Origin of the sequence: Paraclostridium sp. (assembly GCF_051657365.1) — a bacterium.
GTDB lineage: Bacteria > Bacillota > Clostridia > Peptostreptococcales > Peptostreptococcaceae > Paraclostridium.
Genome location: NZ_JBOFKN010000002.1, coordinates 1 through 4,399 on the forward strand (window position 1 = coordinate 1; position 4,399 = coordinate 4,399).

Below are 4,399 nucleotides of genomic sequence, written 5' to 3' on the forward strand. Positions count from 1 at the left end.
ATCCTCCTCCATCAGTATCTTTTAAATATGTACTTGATACGTATCCTTCTTTTCCGTTATATTTTACTTTTGACCATCCATTACTTTCTGATATTACTTCTACTTTTTCATTAAGTTTTAAACTTCCTATTACACTACTGTTTGTTGATGGTCCACTTCTTACGTTTAGTGATGTTGCTGTTACTACTTTTGTTTTTATTGGATCCGGTGTTGGGTTTGGGTCTGGCGTTACAGATCCTCCTCCATCAGTATCTTTTAAATATGTACTTGATACATATCCTTCTTTTCCGTTATATTTTACTTTTGACCATCCATTACTTTCTGATATTACTTCTACTTTTTCATTAAGTTTTAAACTTCCTATTACACTATTGTTTGTCGATGGTCCACTTCTTACGTTTAGTGATGTTGCTGTTACTACTTTTGTTTTTGTTGGATTAGGTGTTGGGTTTGGGTCTGGCGTTACAGATCCTCCTCCATCAGTATCTTTTAAATACTCACTTGATACATATCCTTCTTTTCCATTGTATTTAATTTTTGACCATCCATTTATTTCTGATATTACTTCTACTTTTTGATTATATCCAACACTTCCTATTACACTATTACTTGTCGATGGTCCACTTCTTACATTAAGTGATGTTGCCGTTACTACTTTTGTTTTTGTTGAAGTATCTCCAGGATTCGGATTCGGAATTGGTTTTTCATTAGAACTATTATCATCTATATTTGATAAAAACTCACTTGATACATATCCTATTCTTCCATCATGTTTAATTTTTGACCAGCCATTGCTTTCTGATATTATCTCTACCGTTGTTCCCTTACTTAACTTAGCTATTACTCTATAACTTGTTGATGCTCCGCTTCTCATATTAAGAGAATCTGCATTAACTACCTTTTTGTCACTTAGTTGAGCATTATCATCTATATTTTTGCTTATATACTCACTAGATGCCCAACCTTCTTTTCCATTTGCCGCACTTATTTTATACCATCCATTTTCACTTTGAAGTATAGTTACTTTATCGTTTTTCTTCACAGAAAACACAACCGAATGTTCTGTGGATGGCCCACTTCTTACATTCAGTGATGTTGCTGTTACTATACCTTCTTGGTTAGATGCAAATGCGTTCGTCGCTGTCAATGGTATTAATGCCAAAGTGGCCATTGCTATTTTTCGCTTCAACACACATATTCCCCCATTCTGTTGATATATTCTATTTAAGTTTATTATACGACAGTTTAAATTGTTATTAAACACAAATAGTTAAAATTTTGTAACTTTTTCCATTATAATTGTTATTATTAATTAAACAATTATAAATTTATTTGTTTTCTTTCATTGAAGAAATGTTTATAAGACATATAAGTTGATATTATGATAGCAATAGAAACAGATGATAATATCATAAATGTAACCATTATCTGAAATTTGATAGCAACAATCGGTGATGCTCCTCCTAGTATAAGTCCTGTCATCATACCTGGGAGTGCAACAATTCCAAGAGTCTTAGCCGAATCTATAGATGGTATTATAGCTGTCTTTATGCAATCTCTTATAATATCTTTAGATGCTTCCCCTATATCTGCTCCTAATGATAGTTTTACTTCTATTTCACTTTTTCTATTTTTAATATTAGCATTTAAATTTTTATACGTAAGGGATATAGCTACCATACTATTACTTATAATCATACCTGCAATAGGTATAATCTCATTAGGTACAAAACTTATAGCTTTTGAAATTATAAGCACAGTCAAAGTCGTACTACTTCCAATAAATATGGATACAAAAGAAATAAAAACTACATTTTTAATTCCTTCACCTCTTTTTTTAGTATTTAATGAGGCATTAACCATCATAATTAAAACTAATAAAACAGTAAAAGATACACTTTTAAACCCAAATATTAAATCTAATATATATCCAATTAATGTCAATTGAACGATAGCTCTAATCATACTTACTATTATTTCTTTTCCTAACCCTAACTTTTCTTTATATGAAATTAAAATTGGTATTATTATTAAAGTAGATGCTATAATCAATGATGTAATTTCCATTATTTTAATACTTCCTCTCTTATAACTTTTCCTTGATGTATATGTACCCTCTTATTAAAGATTGATTTACTTTGCTTCATATCATGTGTTATCCATAAAACAGTAACACCAGTTTTATTTAATAGTTGTATTAAAACTTCTACAACTTTAGAATTATCATCATCTAGTCCTGATGTTACTTCATCTAAAAGTAATATATCTGGTTTAAATATTAAATTTCTTATAAGCGCTATTCTTTGCTTTTCACCACCAGATAAAGAATCTACCTTCTTATTTAAATAATCTTCACTTAAATTCAATTTTTTCAAAAACTTGACTAATATATCCTTATCCACATTTTCTTGTCTTAATTTAAATGGATATGCTAAGTTGTCATATACAGTGCGTCCAAATAGATACGGTATTTGTATACAATAACTTATTTTTTTTCTAAGCTCTATAGGGTTATAATCAGCATACCTTTTATTGTTGTATAAAATCTCACCCTCTGTAGGTGAAATTAAATCTGCACATAGTTTAAGCAATGTGCTTTTTCCAGATCCAGAAGGTCCTACTATTGATATACAATCTCCTTTTTTTACAGTTAAATTTAATTCATTTAAAATATTCTCACAGTCAGATTCATAACTTATATTTTGTAAATTTAAAATGTCCAATTTTTACCTCCATACACTATTTTTTATAACAAAAAAATAAAAAGATGGGATTCCCCATCTTTTTAATCATTTATAACAATTGCTAAAAGCTCTAACTCTTCATTCCCAGTGTTCTCCAAATAATGAGATTGTCCATCTGCAGTATATACCACATCACCTGACCCGATAGGTTGCATAAAGCCATTATCTAAAACTCTACCTTCACCTTGTATTATATAATATACCTCAAAATCAGTAGTGTGGTCATGCACGCCTATCGATGCACCTGGTTCTAAAACTAATTTAGATATCAATTTAGCCTTTCCCTTTAATTCTTCACCTTCAATTAAATGATACATAGTAGTTGTTCCTCTACCATCTCTTAACTTTTTAATCTTATTTACAGTTAATTCTTGTGGTCTTTTTATCATTTAAATCGCCCCCCTATATGCTTACTATAATTTTACCACATTTATAAATCATAGTCATATATGAAGATATAAATTTTTCACAAATTTATTTTTTTATTTCCGTTTTATATTCTTTAGTTAGTTTTTGTATTAATGCATCTTGTTTTTCTACTACTAATTGTTCTTTTAATGACTCTTTAACTTCTTCTAAAGATTTTTCTTTTTCATCAGTTTTCTTTATTATGTGATATCCGTATTGTGTTTCAACAATTTCAGGATATATTTCGCCTTTATTTAAACTAAATGCTGCTTTTTCAAACTCTTCAACCATAGCTCCTTTTCCAAAGAAACCTAGGTCTCCACCATTTTCAGCACTTGTATCTTCAGAGTATTTTTTTGCTAAATCTTCAAAATTTTCTCCTTCTAATGCTTTCTTCAATACATTCTCAGCTAGTTTTTTATTTTCTTTTATTTTTGCATCATCTAACTTTTTACCATTTTCATCTACATTTTTTATTAATATATGAGAAGCTTTTACTTCACCTAGATCTTTTTTATGTTTATTGTAGTACTCTTCAACTTCTTTATCACTTACTTGAGATTCTTTCTGTATATATTTTTCTGCTATAGCTTCTTTTTCTATTGACTTTTTAACTTCTTCTTTAGTTAAATTAAATTCTTTTAAGTAATTTGCTTCATCGATTCCAAAAGTTTGAGCTATAGTTGCCATTAAAGAAGTATACTGCTCATCTATTGTTTTTTGATCTACTTTAACTTTATTTTTAATACCTTCTTGATATAACATTTCTGTTGTTGTAAGATAATCTACCATCTTTTCTTCATATGCATCTATTTGTTCATCTGGCATTTTATTTTTACCATTCATATAAAATAAAGGTTCCATTCTACTTTTCAAATCTTTTTCTGTTATTTTAACATCTCCAACAGTAGCTAAAACCTTATTATTACTATAATGTCTACTTGTAGCCGGTAAATTTCTTCCCTGTTGTTTGCCTATATAAAAAGCAGCCCCTACGCCTACAGCCAATACTACGATACCTATAACTACATTTTTATTTATTTTCTTATTCTTTTTTTCCTGTTCTTTATCCATAGTTTAACTATGCACCTCCTGTAATTTTAAATCTAATAAATACTTTACATCATAAATATGAATTCTATATGAAAGAATTTTTTTTAACTTTTTAAGTTTTAACAATAAATTACGAAAATAGACAAATATAATTTTTTTTAAAATTATATTTACATTTAGCATTTTTTAAACTA

The 4,399-nt window shown here is 28.6% G+C and carries 5 protein-coding genes; all 5 read right to left on the minus strand.

Annotated features, from left to right (window positions below; genetic code table 11):
* The coding region (locus ACRCYC_RS00065) for an SH3 domain-containing protein (RefSeq protein WP_438617153.1) at positions 1-1,189 on the minus strand (1,189 nt) is incomplete at its 3' end.
* A gap of 131 nt (positions 1,190-1,320) precedes the next feature.
* Positions 1,321-2,067 carry an ABC transporter permease gene (locus ACRCYC_RS00070; protein WP_438617154.1) on the minus strand — a complete coding sequence of 249 codons (747 nt, stop codon included), beginning with the start codon at positions 2,065-2,067 and terminating at the stop codon, positions 1,321-1,323.
* Positions 2,067-2,723 carry an ABC transporter ATP-binding protein gene (locus ACRCYC_RS00075; protein WP_438617155.1) on the minus strand — a complete coding sequence of 219 codons (657 nt, stop codon included), beginning with the start codon at positions 2,721-2,723 and terminating at the stop codon, positions 2,067-2,069. The genes ACRCYC_RS00070 and ACRCYC_RS00075 overlap by 1 nt, the downstream gene beginning before the upstream one ends.
* Before the next feature lie 62 nt (positions 2,724-2,785).
* Positions 2,786-3,133 carry a cupin domain-containing protein gene (locus tag ACRCYC_RS00080; RefSeq protein WP_438617156.1) on the minus strand — a complete coding sequence of 116 codons (348 nt, stop codon included), beginning with the start codon at positions 3,131-3,133 and terminating at the stop codon, positions 2,786-2,788.
* 85 nt (positions 3,134-3,218) lie between these two features.
* Positions 3,219-4,226, minus strand: a complete 1,008-nt coding sequence (locus ACRCYC_RS00085) for a peptidylprolyl isomerase (RefSeq protein WP_438617157.1) — start codon at positions 4,224-4,226, stop codon at positions 3,219-3,221.
* Positions 4,227-4,399 lie beyond the last annotated feature (173 nt).

What these genes read in the sequence shown, in the direction of transcription:
- ACRCYC_RS00070 (WP_438617154.1), bottom strand. Translation starts at nt 2,067, where the DNA reads ATGGAAATTACATCATTGATTATAGCATCTACTTTAATAATAATACCA.
- ACRCYC_RS00080 (WP_438617156.1), bottom strand. Translation starts at nt 3,133, where the DNA reads ATGATAAAAAGACCACAAGAATTAACTGTAAATAAGATTAAAAAGTTA.
- ACRCYC_RS00085 (WP_438617157.1), bottom strand. Translation starts at nt 4,226, where the DNA reads ATGGATAAAGAACAGGAAAAAAAGAATAAGAAAATAAATAAAAATGTA.